Genomic DNA, 17,986 nt, shown 5'->3' on the forward strand with positions numbered 1-17,986 from the left:
GCTGGCGAAGTTGAAGCCGTTCGGTCCAGGGCCTCCGGTGCCTCCAACGCCACCGCCGGTGCCGCCGGCATTCTCGCCCGCCGCGCCGTCGCCGCCGATGCCGTTGCCGGGGCTGGGGTTGCCGGGCACCGCGACCGTTGTACCGGTGCCACCGTCGAACGCCGAGCTGTTTCCGCCGCCACCATTTCCGGTGCCGCCGCTGCCGCCGCGGGGTGAATCGAATCCGGGTCCGCCGGCTGCGCTGCACGCGGTTGTGTCGACCGTGCAGGTCGCCTGGGCGTGAGCCGGAACCGCGAAGCCCATCGTGCCGAGGATCAGCGCGAGCGGCGAGACCGTGGCGAGGGTACCAAGATATCTTGCGCGCGATTTCGTGTTGAGATGGGCGGCATGCGCGCCGACGAACTGTCCTGCAGCGAAATCCACTGCTGCGTATTTCCGCGTGGTCACCGCATTCAGCCCCCGGCAATGACTCAAGATGTCGCGGCGTTCATCGGGTATGCGCGTGCGATGCCCTGATGATGTCGCGCGATGTGTCGGAGTCGACAACGCAGACAGAATCCGTAACGCGATGCGATCTGGCCACTACCCAAAGGGGTATGTTGACGCGCGCACGAACGATAAGACAGCGAGCGAGGTTTTGCTGCAACAGACCGGTTGCGCATTCGCTGCAAATTGCGCGCAAAATTGAATCAAGACCGCTGTCTTCCCGGTAGCGGGTAGAGAGCGGGGTATCGATTGGTGCGACAATCTGTTCTCGACGTCGCGCCCTGGAGTCGCAGCTCAGAACTTCCAGCTAAAGTTGCCTTTCACCGAGTGATCCTGCACGCGGTCGGCGATTTGTCCGACATACGAGACGCCGACGCTGGCTTGCGACGTGATGCGCAGATCCAGACCGCCTTCCACGAGCGCCGCGTTGCGCGCCAGCGGCACGCCATTGACCGTGAAGCTCGCGCCGGTGCTCTGGAATGCAAGCGCCGCGGTCGGCGAGACGTCGCCGAAGGCGTACTGCCAGGCCACCGAGGCGCGCGGCGTCAGCCACATCCCGTTGGCAAGCACGAGGTTGCTGGCGAAGCGGGCACCGATCGTGGAGTAGCCGACGTCCTGGTTGTTGCGGCCGCCGAGCAGCGCCGCGCTGCCGCTGCCGCCGGTCTCGTTGAAGCTGTCGTTATCGAGATGCGCCCAGGCAAGGCCGGCGAACGGCTCGAGCGCGATCTTGCGGAGGTTGAAGCCGTAACCGATTTCGCCGAACACCTGCGCCGTGGTGGCGTTATAACGCGCCCGCGCGCTGTCGAAGAAATCGGGGAAGATGATCGAGCGGCTGGTGTCCAGCGTGCTGAAGCTGGCGCCGGCGCCGCCGCGCAGGCTGAACGCGCCGTAATTACCGCCGACATAGCCGGCGAGATGCGCGGTGTCGATGTTGGCCGAACTCGACCGGTCGCCGATGCGCAGCGAGGAATTGGTGTAGCCGCCGGCGATGCCGGCGATCCAGTTCGGTGCAAAGCGATGGTCGACGCCGCTGAAGAAGCCGGCGAGGTCGCGCGTCATGCCGCTCGCATTGCCGTCGCCACCGAAGCGGCCCCAGGCGCCGACGCCCTGGGCCCAGAACGTGGTGTCGGGAATCCGCGCAGGCGCCGCGAGCGGCGGCGCCTTGAGCGGGAAGCCGGGACGGCTGCCGCCGGCATAGGCGAGGGCCGAGGAGGCTGCCATCGAATCCATCGTCGCGAGCTGCGGACCGCCACTGCTGAGTGCGGCCATCGGCCCGCCGCTTTCGGCGAACGAGGACTGCCGCAACCGGCCCAGCACCGCATCGCGCAGATAGCGTGAATCATCGAGCATCGCGGTCTGCGTGCTCGCATGCAATTCGCCCGACAGCGCATCGAAGGCCTGCCGCGCGCCGGCGACGTTTTGATTGAGGATGCTGATCACCAGCGGGCTGGTCTGCGCGCTCGCCTCGAGCGCGTTGGACACCGCGAGCTGGTTCGGCGTCTGCGCGACATCGGGGAATGTCGTGCTGTTGCGCGCCAGCGTCAGGTAGACATTGCCCGGATCATAGGTCAGCGACGGGTTCAGGAAGGTGAGGCTGCTGGTGACGTCGGCAAAGGTGCCGGTGACGCCGCTGTTTGCGGTGAGGATGGTGTAGGTGGTTTGCGGTGCATAGGTGCCGTTCTGCGCCAGCACCAGCACGCTGCCGCCACCGAGTGTCGCCTTGCCGGCGGCAATGATCCGGTCGGACTGGCCGGCGGCGTTGGCCTCGACCTGGTAGATCGAGCCGGCCGCGAAGCTGACATTGCCCGAGACGTTCAGCGTGCCGATCGAATTGCCTGGCGCCACTGTGCCGCCGCTCGCGATGGCGAGGTTGCCGACGGTGCCGTTGCCGCCGAGCGTGCCGCCGGCGTTGACCGATGTGAGCGACGAGGACGCGATCGAGCCGTTGACGCTGAGCGTGCCGCCGTCGACGGTCGTTGTGCCGGTGTAGGTGCTGTTGGCGGTGAGGATGGTCCTGCCGGCCTCCACCAGCACCGATCCTGCGCCTGTGATGACGGGATCGAAGGTGTAGTTCGCAGAGGTGTGATTGAAGACGATGCTGCCGTTGCCCGAGCCGAATGTGACAGTCGGCGTGTTCAACGTGCCCGGCGCCGCGGCGGCCTGGCCGAGCCCGGCGCCGATGTTGACCGTGCCGGTCGAGCCGGTCTCATTGGCAACAGCGAAAAGCGGCGTCGAAACGCTGCCGCCATTCTGGATTGTCAGCGAGCCGGTGCCGGCATCACCGACAAGCAGAACGAAGCTGTTGCTCCAGGACGAGCCGGAGCCAGTGACCGTGACCGCGCCATTCGACCCGGCAGCAAAGCCGACGGCGCTGCCAAGCATGCTGGCCGTTGCACCGTTCTGGATTGTCAGAGTACCGGTGCCACCACCTCCGACATCGAGAACGCCGCCATGGGTCCAGGACGAGCCAGCGCCGTCGATCGTCACGGTGCCGTTCGAGCCTGCATAGTAGCCGATACCGGCGATGCCACGGGTGACGCCGGGCGCGGTATTGACCGTGCCGCCGTTCTGGATGTCGAGTGTGCCGGTGCCGGAGTACCCGACATAGATGAAGGCCGCGCTGCTCAGCGACGAACCCGCGCCGTTTACGGTGACGCTGCCGTTGGAGCCGACATTGGAGCCGATAAAGGTCGATACGTTGCTGACCGCGCCGCCGTTCTGCACATTGAGCGCGCCGCGGCCGGTATATCCGACCTTCAGATCCTTGCCGACGACAAGCGATGAACCCGCGCCATCGACCGTCACGCCGCCGCTGGATCCGACGAAATAGCCGACATAGGCATTGGAGCCGCTGCCGTTGCGCACGACGCCGCCGTCCGCGATCGTCAGCGTGCCGGTACCCGCCGTGCCGACATAGAGTTCGGCAGCGTTGGTCCAGGACGAGCCGGAACCGGTGACCGTGACGGACCCGCCCGCTCGAACTGGGGGTAAAGCCGATGCGGCCGTTGAGATCGTCCACGGCGCCGCCAGCCTTGATTGTCAGCGCTCCGGTGCCGTTTGCGCCGACATAGAGGTCGTCACTCATGGTCCAGGACGAGCCGGAGCCAGTGACCGTGACCGCGCCATTCGACCCGACAGCAAAGCCGACGTCGCTGCCAAGCATGCTGGCCGTTGCACCGTTCTGGATTGTCAGAGTACCGGTGCCACTAACTCCGACATCGAGAAAGCCGCCATGGGTCCAGGACGAGCCAGCGCCGTCGATCGTCACCGTGCCGTTCGAGCCAGGATCGTAGCCGATACCGGCGATGCTGCGGGTAACGCCCGGGGCGGTGGTGACCGTGCCGCCGTTCTGGATGTCGAGTGTGCCGGTGCCGGAGTAGCCGACATAGATGAAGGCGGCGCTGCTCAGCGACGAACCCGCGCCGTTCACGGTGACGCTGCCGTTGGAGCCGACATTGGAGCCGATAAAGGTCGATACGTTGCTGACCGCGCCGCCGTTCTGCACATTGAGCGCGCCGCGGCCGGTATATCCGACGTTCAGATCCTTGCCGACGACAAGCGACGAACCGGCGCCATCGACCGTCACGCCGCCGCTGGATCCGAAGATATAGCCGACATAGGCATTGGAGCCGCTGCCGTTGCGCACGACGCCGCCGTCCGCGATCGTCAGCGTGCCGGTACCCGCCGTGCCGACATAGAGTTCGGCAGCGTTGGTCCAGGACGAGCCGGGACCGGTGACCGTGACGGACCCGCTCGAACCGGGGACAAAGCCGATGCGGCCGTTGAGATCGTCCACGGCGCCGCCAGCCTTGATTGTCAGCGCTCCGGTGCCGTTTGCGCCGACATAGAGGTCGTCACTCATGCTCCAGGACGACACGGGGCCGGTGACCGTCACAGTTCCGCTCGAGCCGGGCAAAGACCCGATGAGGCCATTGCTGCCGGTCACGGTGCCGCTGTTCTGGATCGTCAGCGTGGCCGGTGCCGGCCACGCCGACGTTGACGCCGACGCTGAACCACACCGAGCCGAAGCCATCGACCGTGACGGTGCCGTTCGAGCCTGCATTGTTGCCAACAAAGCCATTGACGGAGTTCATCGTCCCGCCGCCGGAAATCGTCAGCTGGCCGCTGGCGTTTTGGCCGATATAGATGTTACTGGCTTGGCCCGCGAGCGCTGGGAGCGCCACGGGATGGGGCGAGGTGGTATCGATAACCGCGTTGTCCGGGAACGCCGGAAGCGTGTTCGGGAGCCAGTTGCCGGTGTCGGTCCAAAGGGTCGAATTGGCGCCGGTCCAGACAATGTCTGCCGCATGGGACGGTATCGACGTTACCGCGAGCAGCCCCAGCGCAACCAGCGATGTCGTGCACAACAAGCCATGCCTGAAGATGGTATGCCCGTGGCGCGCGAGCGATCGCGCTTCAATGCAGCCGGAACGTGTATCGTCGCATTTTCCTACAGCGGGACGATCCGCTGCGTCTTCCAATGGGGTCACCGCGTTCAGTCCCGGTAGTAACTCGAATTGTTGCAACTTTCGCCGGGGCATGCGCGTTGCTGCCCGAGACGATGTCGCGCGCTGTGTCGGACTCGACACAGCGGAGAGATTCCGCAATCGAACGCGATCTGGCCATTACCCTAAGGGGTATACCAACGCGCGCACGAGCGATAAGACGGCGAGCGAGGCTTTGCTGCAACATGTGGGCTCGTCGCGACGTTGCAGCGATCGCCAAAAAATCAAATCAAACCTGGTCGATCAGAATCCCATGGAACGGGACAGCAAACTCAACGACGAAATCATTCGTCTCTACGAATCCGAACCCAATCTGCATACGCTGCCGGGCATCTTGTTCGCCGGCGTCGGCCGTCTGGTCGATGCCGAGGTGGTGAGCTTTACCGAGTTCCATCGTCCGAGTTGGGATTTCCGGTCGCTGATTTCGGTCGGAGACGATCCGGACGCCCGTGCCCGCGGCATGCAGGCGTTTGCCAAGCACATGCACTCGCATCCGTTCTGGCAGCATGATCCGGCGTTCTACGGCGAACGCGCGTTGCGCGAGTCGGATTTCTTCAGCGACGAGGAATTCGTCGAACTGCCGATCGCCAAGGAGGTGTTCCTGCCGTCGGGCGCGCGCCGTATGCTGGGGATCGTGTTCGAGCACGCCAGCTATGTCGTCACGGTCGTCGGCCACCGCGTGGTGGGGCGGCCGGCCTATAGCGACGAGGAGCGCGACCGCATGCAGGGATTTCGGCCGCACATCCTGCGCAGCTACCGTCAGGCGCAGGAACGAACGCTGGCCGCGCTGACGCCGGGCGATCGATTGCGGCTGGCATTCCCTGCTCTGACGCCGCGCCAGATCGAAGTGGCGTCATGGATCGCGCAGGGCAAGTCGAACGAGGAGATCGCGAGTATCCTCGGCGTCGGGCTCGATGCGGTGAAGGCGCACGTCAAGGCGATCAACAGCAAGATCGATTCCGACAGCCGGCGCGCCGCGATCGTGATCGCCCACACCACGCCGCCATTCGCCGACCTGCCGCCGCTGTGGAAGCTCGGCCTCGACGCCGAGGCGCCGGAGTAACGCGGCCAGCTGCGCAGGTCGCGCTGCACCGGAGTCGTCAGCACGGTTGCATAAAGAAGGCCGCCCAAACCGGGGCGGCCTCGAGTGAAAGGGTTTGCTTTTCTTCTTGGCCGATGAAGGGTCGGGGCCAGATCCCTTCACCGCGTCCAGTCTTCGCCCGCGCACAGCGTTCCCATGCAGCCGCGAACGTTCAGCGTGCCCGATGACACCAGCGTCACCGAGCTCTCATAGGTCTTGCCGTCATCGGCGTTGTAGATCCTGCCGGCCCATTTGTTCGGGCCTGCGGGCTGCATGTTGATGAAGAGCGAAATGCCCATCACCGGCCGGGTCCGCTGCGCGGGATCGGCATTCTTGTCGTCGCGCTGCGGCTTGCCGGTGGCCTTCTCGGTCGGCTCCCTCAGCCAGACGACGCGGCCGCACAGCGCGCTGCCGCAGCGCTGGACCTCGATCCTGGCGTCGCCGGACTGGGTCAGCCAGACGCCGGCCGGATCGTTGGCCTTGTCGGCGGCTTTGGCGGCATCGGCGGCGCTGCCGAGCAGCGGAATGTGGAATGCCGCCACGATCAGGCGGCGCGTGAGGTGCGCGTGGATCAGCTGTTTCAGGGCGCTGCGGAGGCCGTCAATATCTGGGGGTAACGTCATCATCCACCTTATTCATGAAAAATTTCATGATAAACATGAAATAGATCACGTTTAAGGTTGAGTCAACAACATTACCGCAGCATGATGCGGCCCGGCCGTAACGGCCTGTACGGGCAAAAAATTATCGGATGGATGCGATGAGGAAATCGGTTCGCGAGCAGCGCCAGCTTTGGTTTCGCCGGCTCGATCGGGCGTTCTGGGTGATCTGGGCCGCGCTGCCGGTCGTGCTGTGGCTGGCCTATTACCGCACCACGACGGCTCCGGTCACGATTGCGGAAAGCCTGAACGGCGAGCAGGCGAAGTGCGCCAGCATCGTCGCCAACCCGCTCACCATGTCGACCATGGGCCAGCTGCTGTTCTGGTCGCTGTTTGCGCTTGGGGTATCGTTTTACGCCGTGCTGATCGGCATGCTTCATCGCATGGTGAACCGATTCGCGAACGGCCGGATTTTCGCCTCCGAGACACTGCAGGGCGTCTGGTGGATGGGGATCTTTCTGGTGGTCTGGCCGTTCGTCGATACGATCACGACCAACGCGGTGATCTATGTCCTGTATCGGATCGGAGACATCAAGTTCCTGCTGCTGAACTACAACCTCGATGTCGGCACCATCGCCGGCGGTGTGTTCCTGATGGCGCTGAAGTTCGTGCTTGAGCACGCCATCCTGTTGCAGTCCGAAAACGATCTGACGATCTGAGGGTGATGCTCGTGCCCATCGTGGTGAACCTCGATGTCATGCTCGCAAAGCGCAAGCGCCGCCTCGGAGACCTTGCGGACGCGATCGGCATCTCTATCCAGAACCTGTCGATCCTGAAAACCGGCAAGGCCAAGGCGATGCGCTTCTCGACGCTGTCGGCGATCTGCCGCGAACTGGACTGCCGCCCGGGGGATATTCTGGAATATGTGCCGGGCGATGAGGGTGAGGCCGAAGGCGGCGAGGGGGGCTAATGGCTTGCTGATTGCGCGAGCACCGAGGTTAGACCGGCCGCCAAAATCGGCTGATCTGTGCTCGCCGAGCAGCGGCGAATGGGCGACCTCGCTCGGCGAATCCGGCAGCGTGCGATGCCCGGCTGCGAAGCGGATTTGGCTTCTCGGATGCCTTCAAGCCCGCTTGTGACCCAACGGACATGCCGACCTTGTCTTACTTGCTTCGACCGGGCGTGGTAAAATATCCGGGGATTGCGGTGCTCGACCGACCCTATCAATCCTTCTCTTGGGAGAGAAAAGTGCATTTGCGAGTGGCTCTTGCCGCATGCGCCATTGCGGCTTTTGGATCGTTCACGATGACATTCGACGCGCTGGGCCAGACATCGCTCAAAGAGCAATTGGTGGGCACTTGGACGCTGCTTTCGTGGGAGCAGAAGAAAGGCGACGGCACCAAGGTCGAGCGTTATGGGACCAGCCCGAGGGGCATCGCCTTCTTTGATGCGGGTGGGCGGTACATCATCACGGTGATGCGACCAGATCGAGCCAAATACGCGAGCAATGCCTTGTGGCAAGGCACCCCTGAGGAAAACCAAGAAACGGCCGACGGCACGATAACCTACTTCGGAACGTATTCAATAAACGAGGCAGATAGCAGCATCGCAATCAAGGTCGAAGGCAGTTCCTTTCCAAACTGGAATGGCACTGATCAGAAGCGCTTCGTTGCGATTGCGGGAGACCGACTGACGCTGACCGTTCGTCCTCCGGCTGGAGACGTAGTCGACGTGATTTGGAAGCGAGCGGAGTAATTGAACCTCACGTCAGCTCTTAACCCGAAGCGATCGTCAGGGCGACAGCGAGAGTTCTTGCGCCAACAGGGAAAATGATTGCTGATGATCTCACCGACACGCGGCGGGATCGGACCGATTCGTATTCCGGATGCTGCTGCGCGTAGTGTACCATCGCTGTTAGGTCAATGGTGCTGCCCGATGGCCCCTCGTTCCGAAGTTGGCTAGCGCCTCTCTACTCACGATCGTGTGGCCATGTTTTGGTCAAAACTGCGTCCGCATTCTTGAGATGCCCACTGCAAAGGCTCGCGATGGAAAGGGCAAGGTTCGCCAAGGCCAGGATTTTCGCGTTTGGCGACGCTCGGAGCGTTGCGACCTACGCGGTCGAAATCCTGATAGTTGCCACAATTTACGCTGGTCTTGCCGAATCCGCGCGATTGCTTCCCGCAATAAATCCAGCCGCGACACCGCTATGGCCACCAACCGGGCTTGCGCTCGCGCTGGTCCTGCTGCGCGGCTACCGGATCTGGCCCGCGATCCTGGTAGGGGCTCTCTCACCTTACCTCATGGCCGACCGATCGCTCCTGGAGATCGGCGCCGCCGGGATCGGCAGCCTCCTTGCCGCATGTGCCGGGACATGGCTGATCGGCCGCTGGTCGAACGGTCGGCAGACGTTTGCCACACCGTCCGGTGTCGCAAAGTTTGCAATCATTTCCTTTGCGCCGACCACGATCATCAGTTCAGCCATCGCCTTGGCCGGCTTCACGCTCATCAACGAAGCAAGCTTTTCCGATTCCGTCGTCGCCGGGTTGACCTGGTGGCTTGCGGACGCTGCTGAGGCCCTGGTGATTGCTCCGGTCATCGTGCTCTGGGCGACGATGCCCTTACGCATTGCTTCCAAATGGGCTCTGTTGGAATCGATCACGGTCGCTGCTCTCGCTGGTATCATCGGGCTCGCTGCTTACAGCCCGCTGATCGGTAGCGATCTCGTCAGCAACGGCCTCGACGTATTGCTGCCCCATCGGAGCCTTCTGGGCTTTCTGGTTCTGCTGCCCTTGATCTGGGCCGGCCTGCGCGGCGATCGATGCACCATGGCGACGGCCGCCTTGATTTTCATCGGAACTGCCGTGTGGGGGTTCTCGGTGGGAAATGATCCATTTCCGAAAATCGATCCGAACGGAGCGCTGTTATCCTTGTTCGTGCTTTCGATCATCGTGTCGGCGCCTCCTCTTGCCCTCGCCGCGGCAAGTGCGACGCGCCAGGCCAGGGAAGCCCATTTGCTTTCCGTCCAGGACCAGCTGAACAGTCAACTTGAACGGAAAGCGTTGGCGCTCGACAGCATCAGACGGCACTTCCAGACCCTCATCGAAGGCGTTGTCGACTATGCAATCTTTGCGCTTGATAGGGAAGGACACGTCACGAGCTGGAATAGCACCGCTCAAAAGATCATCGGCTACACCTCGGAAGAAATCATAGGCAAGCACTTCGGGATATTCTATCGGCCGGATGAACGCCGCGCGGGTTCACCGACACACGCGCTGGAGTCGGCAATCGAAGGCGGCAAGTACGACGTAGAGGGTTGGCGTATCAGAAAGAATGGTACGCCGTTCTTCATCACGGGCTCAGTCTCTTCGAGCCGTGATGACGCAGGAAATCTGATCGGCTTTATCAGTATCCTGCGCGACGCGACGGAGCGGCGCGACGCGGAGGAGAAGCTGGTCCAGGCGCGCGAACAGCTCGCGATGTCTCAGAAGATGGAGGCAATCGGCAAGCTGACTGGCGGGATCGCACACGACTTCAACAATCTATTGATGATCATCGGAGGAAGTGCCCAGATATTTCAACGCCTGCTTGATCCAAAACTGCCAAAGGCCATCGAAGCCATACAAACCGCGGCCAAACGCGGCGAGAGTCTCACGCGCCAATTGTTGACGTTCTCTCGTCACCAGCATCTCAGCCCGACGGTCGTTGATCTGAATGCGTCCATCAAGAACATGCGGACCATGATTGAGAGCTCGCTGCGCGGGAACATCGTGTACAACGAGAACGTTGGCGACGGTGTTGCGCCGGTCAAGGTTGACCTCGCCGAACTTGAACTTGCGATCGTCAACATCGCCGTCAATGCGCGAGATGCAATGACAAGCGGCGGCACATTCACGTTGTCCGTCCACGCGGTCACCGCAAATCAGGAAACCGGCGGCGATCGCCGTGGGAAGGCCTTCTTTGCGATCACACTTGGCGATACCGGCACCGGTATTCCGCCAAATCTTCTATCCAAGATGTTCGATCCGTTTTTCACGACCAAGGAGGTCGGCAAGGGGACCGGGCTCGGTTTGTCCCAGGTTTATGGTTTTGCGCACCAGGCGGGCGGAACCGTAACGGCAGACAGCAAGGTCGGACAGGGAACAACGATTACAATCTATCTGCCGTCCTGTGCGGACGAGCAGATCACCAGCAAAGAGCTCGCCGCTGCCCGGGCAAGGCCAAGCCAGCCGCCGCGGCAGACGGTTCTCGTTGTCGACGACAGCCCCGAAGTGGCGGATGTGACATCCTCGCTGTTCGAGCATCTGGGTTATGAAACCATCTACCGAGACTCGGCCGAAGCGGCATTGAAGTTGCTCGATACGGGTACAAAGATCGATCTCGTCTTCAGCGATATCGTCATGCCAGGGACCATCGATGGCGTCGGGCTCGCGAGAGAAGTTCGGTCGCGATACCCCGGTTTGCCCATAGCCCTTACAACCGGTTACAGCGATGCCGCAAAAGCAGCTCCGCCAAGTCTAAGAATACTCCGCAAGCCGTTCGATACCGAGGCGCTAAGAGACTTTATCCAGGATCTTGCGCCGCCGAGATCGACACGATCATCCGCCGCACCCTTGGCGTCAAGCACCGCCGACGCGGTGCGCAGGAGTTGACCGGTCGCACCACTGCGGGCATTGCTCGGCGGTACCGCAGTGATCGAGCAGGCTATTGTCGCAAAAGCTGAATGGGTTATCCGTATCTCGCCCTGGGCAGACATGTGGCATCGAGCTCATCAATGTCCGCCATTGATGCGCGGAGGTCAGACGAGCAGCCGGAACAAAAATGGCCGCGGTTGTCCGCGGCCATTTGTCGTTTTGATTGAGCGCAGGCCGTTATTCGGCGGCCTGCTTGCGCGGCGGATCGAGCGCGCCGGAGTCGTGGATCTCGGCGACCTGGTGATCGCTGAAGCCGAGCACCTCGCGCAGGATCTCGTCGGTGTGCTCGCCGAGCAGCGGCGAGCGGGCCACTTCGCTCGGCGAATCCGACAGCTTGATCGGGTTGCCGACCGAGATGTACTTGCCGCGGGTCGGGTGGTCGACCTCGACTACCGTGCCGGTCGCACGCAGCGACTGGTCCTCGATGATCTCCTTCATCGACAGGATCGGGCCGCAGGGGATGTCGTCCTTGTTCAGGATCTCCATGGCCTCGAACTTGGTCTTCGTCATCGTCCACTTTTCGATGCGCGCGAAAATCTCGTTCAGGCGCGACAGGCGGGCCGGCGGCTTGGCGTAGTTCGGATCGGTCTTCCAGGTCGGCTCGCCGATCACGTCACAGATCTTTTCCCAGACCGGCGCCTGGGTGATGAAGTAGAGGTAAGCGTTGGGATCGGTCTCCCAGCCCTTGCACTTCAGGATGCGGCCGGGCTGGCCGCCGCCGGAATCGTTGCCGGCGCGCGGCACCGCGTCGCCGAACGGGATGCCTTCGCCGTACTGGCTGTATTCCTTGAGCGGGCCGTGGGCGAGGCGCTGCTGGTCGCGCAGTTTGACGCGGGCGAGGTTGAGCACGCCGTCCTGCATCGCCGCGGTGACGCGCTGGCCCTTGCCGGAGTGGGTGCGGTGATAGAGCGCGGTGACGATGCCGAGCGCGAGGTGCAACCCGGTGCCGCTGTCGCCGATCTGCGCGCCGGTGACGAGCGGCAAGCCGTCGCGGAACCCGGTGGTCGAAGCGGCGCCGCCGGTGCACTGCGCGACGTTCTCGTAGACCTTGCAATCCTCATACGGGCCGGGGCCGAAACCCTTGATCGAGGCGACGATCATCTTCGGGTTGATGCTCTGGATCTTCTCCCAGGGGAAGCCCATGCGATCGAGCACGCCGGGGCCGAAATTCTCGACCAGCACGTCGCACTGCTTGATCAGCGCGGTCAGCACTTCCTTGCCCTTCGGGTTCTTGGTGTCGAGCGTGATCGAGCGCTTGTTGTGGTTCAGCATGGTGAAATACAGGCTGTCCACGTTCGGGATGTCCTGCAGCTGGCCGCGCGTAATATCGCCGACGCCGGGACGCTCGACCTTGATCACGTCGGCGCCGAACCAGGCCAGCAATTGCGTGCAGGTCGGACCCGACTGGACGTGGGTGAAATCGAGAATGCGAACGCCCTTGAGCGCCTTGGTCATATCTATTGCTCCGTACTCTGTCTGCCCCTGCACCCGCAGGGAGTGATTGGGGTTAGGGGGGTTACTTCTTCTTGTTCAGCGCGCTTTGCGGATTGAGGTTGCCGATGCGGCCGCTCTCCGAGCCCGCCGCCGGGTCGATGACGGCGTTGATCAAGGTCGGCTTGCCGGAATCCAGCGCCGCATTGACCGCGCGCTTCAGCTCGTCGGGCGAGGTGGCGTTGACGCCGACGCCGCCGAAGGCTTCCATCATCTTGTCGTAGCGCGAGCCCTTGACGAACACGGTGGTTGCCGGATCCTCGCCCGCGCTGTTGACGTCGGTGCCGCGATAAATGCCGTCATTGTTGAAGATCACGACGCAGATCGGCAGCTTGTAGCGGCAGATGGTCTCGACCTCCATGCCGGAGAAGCCGAACGCGCTGTCGCCTTCGACCGCGAGCACGGGCAGGCCGGTCTCGACCGCGGCCGCGATCGAATAGCCCATGCCGATGCCCATCACGCCCCAGGTGCCGACGTCGAGCCGCTTGCGCGGCTTGTGCATGTCGACGACGCCGCGGGCGAGGTCGAGCGTGTTGGCGCCTTCGTTGACGAAGATGGTGTCGGGACGTTCCGCGATGATCGTGCGGAGCGCGCCGAGCGCACCGTGATAATCCATCGGCGAGGCGTTGTTCATCAGCTTCGGCGCCATCTTGGCGACGTTGTCGTCGCGCTTCTTCGCCACGGTGGCGAGCCAGTCGCCCGGTGCGGCCGACCAGTTGGCGCCCATGGCGTCGAGGAAGGCGGACACGCAGGAGCCGATATCGCCGACCACGGGGGCGACGATCTCGACGTTGGAATCCATTTCCTTCGGCTCGATGTCGACCTGGATGAACTTCTTCGGAGCTTCACCCCAGGTCTTGCCCTTGCCGTGCGAAAGCAGCCAGTTGAGGCGGGCACCGATCAGCATGACGACGTCGGCTTCCTTCAGCACGGTCGAGCGCGCCGCACCCGCGCATTGCGGATGCAGATCGGGCAAGAGGCCCTTGGCCATGCTCATCGGCAGGAACGGTACGCCGCTCTTCTCGACGAAATTCTTGATCGCCTCGTCGGCCTGCGCGTAGGCTGCGCCCTTGCCGAGGATGATCAGCGGGCGCTTTGCGTTCTTCAGCACGTCGAGTGCACGCTTGACCGCCGACGGGGCAGGGAGCTGCGCCGGCGCAGCATCGATCACCTTGACCAGCGACTTCTCGCCGGCCGCCGCGTCCATGACCTGGCCAAACAGCTTTGCGGGCAGGTCGAGATAGACGCCGCCCGGACGGCCCGACACCGCGGCGCGGATCGCGCGGGCAAGGCCGATGCCGATGTCCTGGGCGTGCAGCACGCGGAACGCCGCCTTGCAGAGCGGCTTGGCGATCGCGAGCTGGTCCATCTCCTCATAGTCGCCCTGCTGCAGGTCGACGATCTCGCGCTCGGACGAGCCCGAGATCAGGATCATCGGGAAGCAGTTGGTGGTGGCGTGGGCAAGGGCCGTGAGGCCGTTGAGGAAGCCGGGCGCCGACACCGTGAGGCAGACGCCGGGACGCTTGGTCAGGAAGCCGGCGATCGAGGCCGCATAGCCGGCATTCTGCTCGTGGCGGAACGAGAGCACGCGAATGCCCGCCGCCTGGGCCATGCGGCCCAGGTCCGTGATCGGGATACCCGGCACGCCATAGACGGTGTCGATGCCGTTGAGCTTGAGCGCATCGATGACGAGGTGGAAGCCATCGGTCAATTCCTGCTCGGTGCCCGGTGCCTCGGACTTCGTAGCGGTATTCAGCATCGGCATCGTCTCCCTGATCGTTCTTGGTTCGGACGATCTGATCGTCGTCTGAAGCGGGTGGACTCTCAAACTTACGTGAACGGTTCTCTATGTGAATAATTCTTGGCCGTGCGCCTCGACATAGGCGGCAAGGCCGAGCGTGTGATCGCGGGCGCGCTTTTCGGCGAGCTCGGTGTCGCGCGCTTCCAGTGCCTCGATGATCCCGAGATGCTCGGGCAGCGAGGTCGCGGTGCGGTCCTTGCGGCCGATCGTGAGCTGGCGATAGCCGCGCACATGCAGCAGCAGGTCATTGGTGAGGTCGACCAGCACAGGTGATTCCGACAGCGAGATCAGCGCCTGGTGGATAGGCGATGTTGGCCTTGGAATATTCCTCGACGTGATCCTGCGGCAGGCGATCGTCGCTGAAGTCCTTGAAGAAGTCGCGCAGCGCCGAGATGTCCTTCTTGCGCGCGGTGGTCGTGATCAGCCGCGCCGCCATGCTCTCCAGCGCCGCCCAGGCGCGGATCATGTCGACGATCTCCGCCTTGGTGCGGCGGACCACGACGATGCCGCGGCGCGGCACGGTCTTTACGAATCCGTCTTGCTCGAGCATCGCGATCGCTTCGCGGATCGGCGTGCGGCTGACGCCGAGACGCTCGGACAATGCGCGCTCGTCGAGCATCACCGGCTCCGGCGTCGCGTAGATGTCCATCTTCAGGATCGCTTCCTTCAAGGCCTCATAGGCCTTGTTCTTGAAGCTCGTCTCCGGCGCGATCCGGACGATGGCGATATCTGTGTCAGCCATAGTGGGCGACGCCTTGGTCTGTTTCGGTTCTGGCACGACTCGTCTCCTCCTCTTGGAGACGTCTTCTTAGCAGAAGAAAGTACCTTAGATTTTTGGCATGCCAAATACCAGAATGTCAAGCTGCCCACATTTTTCGATATTTTTGCACGTCGACCGACCTTGACAATTACGTTTTTGGCATACCAAATGCCACGAAATCTGTCCCAGGAGGAAGCCAATGTCAAATTCGAAGGATGCGGTCCGCAAAATTCTCGATGCGGTCAGGGCCGACAAGCGCACGAGCCTCACCGCGCCCGAAGGCAAGGTGGTCTGCGACGCCTACGGCATTCCGGTGCCGAAGGAAGGCGTCGCCAAGTCGGCCGCTGAGGCCGCCCGGATCGCCACCGATATGGGCTTCCCGGTGGTGATGAAGATCGTCTCGCCCGACATCCTCCACAAAACCGAGGCCGGCGGCGTCGTGGTCGGCGTCAAGAGCGCCGCGGACGCCGAGAAGAGCTACGAGACGATTCTGGCCAACGCCAAGAAGTACAAGGCCGATGCCAAGATCGAGGGCATCCAGGTCCAGCAGATGCTGGGCGGCGGCACCGAGGTGATCGTCGGTTCGATCACCGATGGTTCGTTCGGCAAGCTGGTCGCCTTCGGCCTCGGCGGCGTGCTGGTCGAAATCCTCAAGGACATCACCTTCCGCCTCGCGCCCGCGACCAAGGACGATGCGCTGTCGATGCTCGACGGCATCCAGGCGCATGAGATGCTGAAGGGCGTCCGCGGCGGCGAGCCGGTCAACCGCGAGGCGCTCGCCGATGTCATCGTCAAGGTGTCGCAGCTGGTCAGCGATTTCCCCGAGATCGTCGAGCTCGATCTCAATCCGGTGTTCGCGACCAGCAAGAACGCGATCGCCGCCGACGTCCGCATCGTCGTCGACTTCGACTACAAGCCGCGTCCAGCGCCGCGCCCGACCGAGGAAATCGTCGCCGCAATGAGCCGCATCATGCAGCCGAAGGGCGTTGCGGTGATCGGCGCCTCCGCCGAGGACGGCAAGATCGGCAACTCCGTGATGAAGAACCTCATCAACGGCGGCTACAAGGGCGAGATCTATCCGATCCACCCGAAGGCCGCGGAGATCCTCGGCTACAAGGCTTACAAGAGCGTCAAGGACGTGCCCGGCGTGATCGACACGGCGGTGTTCGCGATTCCGGCGAAGTTCGTCGCCGGCGCGCTCGTCGAGTGCGGCGAGAAGAAAATCCCGGGCGCGGTGCTGATTCCCTCGGGCTTTGCCGAAGCCGGCGCGCCTGAATTGCAGGCCGAGATTGTCGAGGTCGGCAAGAAGTACAACATCCGCCTGATGGGGCCGAACATCTACGGCTTCTACTATACCCCGGCCAATCTCTGCGCCACGTTCTGCACTGCCTATGACGTCAAGGGCCACGCGGCGCTGTCGTCGCAGTCGGGCGGCATCGGCATGGCGATCATCGGCTTCTCGCGCTCGGCCAAGATGGGCGTGTCGGCGATCGTCGGCCTCGGCAACAAGTCCGACATCGACGAGGACGATCTGCTCGCCTTCTTCGAGCAGGATCCGAACACCAATTTGATCGCACAGCACTGCGAGGACCTGAAGGACGGCCGTGCCTTCGCCGAGGCCGCCAAACGCGTCTCCAAGAAGAAGCCGGTGGTCGTGCTGAAGGCCGGCCGCACTTCGGCCGGCGCGAAAGCGGCGTCGTCGCACACCGGCGCGCTCGCCGGCAACGACAAGATCTACGAGGACGTGTTCAAGCAGTCCGGCGTGATCCGCGCGCGCTCGCTCCGGCAGCTGCTCGAGTTCGCCCGCGGCGTGCCGGTGCTGCCGACGCCGAAGGGCGAGAACGTCCTGATCATCACCGGCGCCGGCGGCTCCGGCGTGCTGCTCTCCGACTCCGTCGTCGACAACGGCCTGTCGCTGATGCAGATGCCGCCGGATCTCGATGCGGCGTTTCGCAAGTTCATCCCGCCGTTCGGCGCGGCTGGAAATCCTGTGGATATCACCGGCGGCGAGCCGCCGATCACCTATGTCAACACCGTGAAGCTCGGTCTCTCCGATGAGCGCATCCACGCACTGATCCTCGGCTACTGGCACACCATCGTGACGCCGCCGATGGTGTTCGCGCGCAACATGGTCGAGGTGAAGAAGGAGATGGAGGCCAAGGGCTTCGTGAAGCCGATCGTCGCCTCGCTCGCCGGCGACGTCGAAGTCGAGGAAGCCGCCGAGTATCTCTATCAGAACGGCATTCCGGCCTACGCCTATTCGACCGAGCTGCCGGTCGAGGTGCTCGGCGCCAAGTACAAGTGGGCCCGCGGCGCGGGACTGCTCTGATCGTCTGATCTGCCGAACACCAGAGGCCGCCTCGGACATCGTCCGGGGCGGCTTTTTATTGGGGCGCTCCATTCGGGCCTTTGCCGGCGATGGGGGGATGGGCGACATCAGCCCGATCGTTCGAAATCAGCCCGGGCTTTCCTGCTCCGTCTTGCGCCGGTTCCGCGCGCCATCCCTTTTTTCTCGACCGCGTCTTGCCCGTCAAGGCAGCTTGCTTTCCGTGACTGATGTGCTACTGATATG

General features: G+C 63.2%; 12 protein-coding genes and 3 pseudogenes. 7 read left to right on the plus strand and 8 right to left on the minus strand.

From position 1 onward, the window contains the following. The first annotated feature begins 37 nt into the window (after positions 1 to 37). Positions 38 to 283, plus strand: a complete 246-nt coding sequence (locus tag ACVWW1_RS45500) for a hypothetical protein (protein ID WP_456660378.1) — start codon at positions 38 to 40, stop codon at positions 281 to 283. A gap of 497 nt (positions 284 to 780) precedes the next feature. Here the strand turns inward: ACVWW1_RS45500 and ACVWW1_RS45505 are convergent, their stop codons facing one another. The 4 genes and pseudogenes from ACVWW1_RS45505 to ACVWW1_RS45520 form a co-directional block, all read right to left on the minus strand. Further along, positions 781 to 3,351 carry an autotransporter outer membrane beta-barrel domain-containing protein gene (locus ACVWW1_RS45505; protein ID WP_456660379.1) on the minus strand — a complete coding sequence of 857 codons (2,571 nt, stop codon included), beginning with the start codon at positions 3,349 to 3,351 and terminating at the stop codon, positions 781 to 783. Between the two features lie 3 nt (positions 3,352 to 3,354). Beyond that, positions 3,355 to 3,516, minus strand: a pseudogene (locus tag ACVWW1_RS45510) (hypothetical protein); the annotation flags it as partial. Further along, positions 3,512 to 4,432, minus strand: a pseudogene (locus tag ACVWW1_RS45515) (autotransporter outer membrane beta-barrel domain-containing protein); the annotation flags it as partial. The pseudogenes ACVWW1_RS45515 and ACVWW1_RS45510, both read right to left, overlap by 5 nt. Beyond that, positions 4,341 to 4,967, minus strand: coding sequence for a hypothetical protein (locus tag ACVWW1_RS45520; RefSeq protein ID WP_456660380.1), 627 nt, complete (start codon positions 4,965 to 4,967; stop codon positions 4,341 to 4,343). The pseudogene ACVWW1_RS45515 and the gene ACVWW1_RS45520, both read right to left, overlap by 92 nt. Before the next feature lie 277 nt (positions 4,968 to 5,244). On the opposite strand from ACVWW1_RS45520, the gene ACVWW1_RS45525 reads away from it, so the two are divergent. Beyond that, positions 5,245 to 6,054: a helix-turn-helix transcriptional regulator gene (locus ACVWW1_RS45525; protein WP_456660381.1), complete on the plus strand. Its 810-nt coding sequence runs from the start codon at positions 5,245 to 5,247 to the stop codon at positions 6,052 to 6,054. A 137-nt stretch (positions 6,055 to 6,191) separates the two neighbouring features. Here ACVWW1_RS45525 and ACVWW1_RS45530 read toward each other — a convergent pair whose 3' ends face one another. After that, positions 6,192 to 6,698: a DUF2147 domain-containing protein gene (locus tag ACVWW1_RS45530; RefSeq protein ID WP_456660382.1), complete on the minus strand. Its 507-nt coding sequence runs from the start codon at positions 6,696 to 6,698 to the stop codon at positions 6,192 to 6,194. Between the two features lie 134 nt (positions 6,699 to 6,832). On the opposite strand from ACVWW1_RS45530, the gene ACVWW1_RS45535 reads away from it, so the two are divergent. The 4 genes from ACVWW1_RS45535 to ACVWW1_RS45550 all read left to right on the plus strand — a co-directional run bounded on the left by ACVWW1_RS45535 (position 6,833) and on the right by ACVWW1_RS45550 (position 11,320). Then, entirely contained in the window at positions 6,833 to 7,390 is a 558-nt protein-coding gene (locus tag ACVWW1_RS45535; protein ID WP_456660383.1) for a DUF2975 domain-containing protein, read from the plus strand. Positions 7,391 to 7,401: 11 nt separating this feature from the next. Continuing rightward, positions 7,402 to 7,641 (plus strand): helix-turn-helix domain-containing protein, encoded by a 240-nt coding sequence (locus ACVWW1_RS45540; protein WP_176535116.1) that lies wholly within the window; start codon positions 7,402 to 7,404, stop codon positions 7,639 to 7,641. Positions 7,642 to 7,820: 179 nt separating this feature from the next. Beyond that, a complete protein-coding gene (locus ACVWW1_RS45545; protein ID WP_456660384.1) occupies positions 7,821 to 8,426 on the plus strand; it encodes a lipocalin-like domain-containing protein in 606 nt (201 codons plus the stop codon). A gap of 290 nt (positions 8,427 to 8,716) precedes the next feature. Continuing rightward, positions 8,717 to 11,320, plus strand: a complete 2,604-nt coding sequence (locus tag ACVWW1_RS45550) for an MASE1 domain-containing protein (protein WP_456660385.1) — start codon at positions 8,717 to 8,719, stop codon at positions 11,318 to 11,320. Positions 11,321 to 11,539: 219 nt separating this feature from the next. Here ACVWW1_RS45550 and frc read toward each other — a convergent pair whose 3' ends face one another. From frc to ACVWW1_RS45565, 3 genes and pseudogenes are all read right to left on the minus strand, one after another. After that, on the minus strand, positions 11,540 to 12,817 hold the full coding sequence (frc, locus tag ACVWW1_RS45555) for a formyl-CoA transferase (protein ID WP_456660386.1): 1,278 nt from the start codon (positions 12,815 to 12,817) through the stop codon (positions 11,540 to 11,542). 61 nt (positions 12,818 to 12,878) lie between these two features. Further along, positions 12,879 to 14,612, minus strand: a complete 1,734-nt coding sequence (oxc, locus tag ACVWW1_RS45560) for an oxalyl-CoA decarboxylase (RefSeq protein ID WP_456660387.1) — start codon at positions 14,610 to 14,612, stop codon at positions 12,879 to 12,881. A gap of 87 nt (positions 14,613 to 14,699) precedes the next feature. After that, positions 14,700 to 15,469: pseudogene (locus ACVWW1_RS45565) on the minus strand (GntR family transcriptional regulator). Between the two features lie 144 nt (positions 15,470 to 15,613). On the opposite strand from ACVWW1_RS45565, the gene ACVWW1_RS45570 reads away from it, so the two are divergent. After that, complete coding sequence (locus ACVWW1_RS45570) at positions 15,614 to 17,743, plus strand: acetate--CoA ligase family protein (RefSeq protein WP_456660388.1); 2,130 nt, start codon at positions 15,614 to 15,616, stop codon at positions 17,741 to 17,743. The last annotated feature ends 243 nt before the right edge of the window (positions 17,744 to 17,986 follow it).

Source organism: Bradyrhizobium sp. JR3.5, assembly GCF_054057015.1.

Bases quoted from the DNA above. Each gene is read 5' to 3' on its own strand.
- frc (WP_456660386.1), bottom strand. From the start codon at position 12,817: ATGACCAAGGCGCTCAAGGGCGTTCGCATTCTCGATTTCACCCACGTC.
- ACVWW1_RS45530 (WP_456660382.1), bottom strand. From the start codon at position 6,698: ATGATGACGTTACCCCCAGATATTGACGGCCTCCGCAGCGCCCTGAAA.
- ACVWW1_RS45570 (WP_456660388.1), top strand. From the start codon at position 15,614: ATGTCAAATTCGAAGGATGCGGTCCGCAAAATTCTCGATGCGGTCAGG.
- ACVWW1_RS45525 (WP_456660381.1), top strand. From the start codon at position 5,245: ATGGAACGGGACAGCAAACTCAACGACGAAATCATTCGTCTCTACGAA.
- ACVWW1_RS45545 (WP_456660384.1), top strand. From the start codon at position 7,821: ATGCCGACCTTGTCTTACTTGCTTCGACCGGGCGTGGTAAAATATCCG.
- ACVWW1_RS45550 (WP_456660385.1), top strand. From the start codon at position 8,717: ATGGAAAGGGCAAGGTTCGCCAAGGCCAGGATTTTCGCGTTTGGCGAC.
- ACVWW1_RS45535 (WP_456660383.1), top strand. From the start codon at position 6,833: ATGAGGAAATCGGTTCGCGAGCAGCGCCAGCTTTGGTTTCGCCGGCTC.
- oxc (WP_456660387.1), bottom strand. From the start codon at position 14,612: ATGCTGAATACCGCTACGAAGTCCGAGGCACCGGGCACCGAGCAGGAA.